Origin of the sequence: Fulvimonas soli, assembly GCF_003148905.1 — a bacterium.
Taxonomy (GTDB): Bacteria; Pseudomonadota; Gammaproteobacteria; order Xanthomonadales; family Rhodanobacteraceae; genus Fulvimonas; species Fulvimonas soli.
The window spans coordinates 1-1,190 of sequence record NZ_QGHC01000043.1; the positions used below are offsets into that span (position 1 = coordinate 1).

1 protein-coding gene is annotated in these 1,190 nt (G+C 63.5%); it reads left to right on the forward strand.

The window, feature by feature from the left end:
* Positions 1–60: 60 nt before the first annotated feature.
* Positions 61–1,143, forward strand: a complete 1,083-nt coding sequence (locus C7456_RS16740) for an IS481 family transposase (protein ID WP_109724938.1) — start codon at positions 61–63, stop codon at positions 1,141–1,143.
* Positions 1,144–1,190 lie beyond the last annotated feature (47 nt).

Here is a 1,190-nt window from a genome sequence, read left to right on the forward strand (position 1 = left end):
CCTGGGCCTTCGGTAGATTGGTGGTTACCACACCGTCCAATCCCTACTTGGAGAACCCAGATGTCCGCCGCATCCCAGCGTACCAAGCGCAAGCTGTCCCTGCTGCAATTGGCCGAAGAACTCGGCAACGTGTCCAAGGCCTGCCAGTTGATGGGCTACCACCGCGACTCGTTCTACGAGGTCAAGCGCGCCTTCCAGACCGGCGGCGTTGCCGCTCTCGTCGAACAGCGGCGCGGCCCGCGCGGGCCGCATCCCAACCGCGTTTCTCCCGACGTCGAGCAAGCCATCCTCGACTTCTGTCTGCAATTCCCCACCAAAGGCTCGCAGTTCGTCGCCAACCAACTGCGCCTGCAAGGCACCGAGGTCAGCCCCTCCGGTGTGCGCGGCGTCTGGCAACGCCACGACCTGCTCACTCGCCACAAACGCCTGCTGCGGCTGGAAGCCCATGCCCGCGATACCACCTTCGTCCTGACCGAAGCGCAGATGCGCCTGCTGGAAAAGGCCGGCAGCGAGGTCATCCCGCAACAGCACGTCGAATCGGCCGCACCCGGCGAACTGCTTTGCCAGGACACCTTCTACTGGGGCACGCTCAAGGGCGTGGGCAAGGTCTATGTGCAGGTCGTGGTCGACACCTTCTGCTCGCTGGCCTTCGCCAAGGTCTACACCAGCAAGATGCCCGTCACCGCCGCCGACACCCTCTACGAGCGCGTCCTGCCGTTCTACGAGGCGATCAACACCCCTGTCCAAGCCGTGCTCACCGACAACGGCCGCGAGTTCTGCGGCGTGAAAGACCATCATCCCTTCGAGCTGCTGCTGGCGATGGAAGGCATCGAGCACCGCACCACCAAGATCGCCACGCCGCGCACCAACGGCTTCGTCGAACGCATGAACCGAACCCTGCTCGACGAGTGCTTCCGCGTCGCCGGACGCCAGACCTGGTACATCACCCCTGCCGAAATCCAGCGCGATCTGGACGCCTTCCTGCGCTACTACAACCTTGAACGCAGCCACCAAGGCTATCGCCTGAAAGGCCGCACGCCGGCGATGGCGCTGCGCGATGCATTGAACCTCGAAACCCTGCCGCCCATCATCCCCGAACCCGAGGAGACAACCGAATCCGAAGCTGAGAAACTCGTCGCCTGACCGTCGCTATCGACGGCCCAGTGTCGGGCAATTACTCAACTTGTACA

Excerpts from the sequence above, each read along its gene's own strand:
- C7456_RS16740 (WP_109724938.1), top strand. The coding sequence starts at position 61 with ATGTCCGCCGCATCCCAGCGTACCAAGCGCAAGCTGTCCCTGCTGCAA.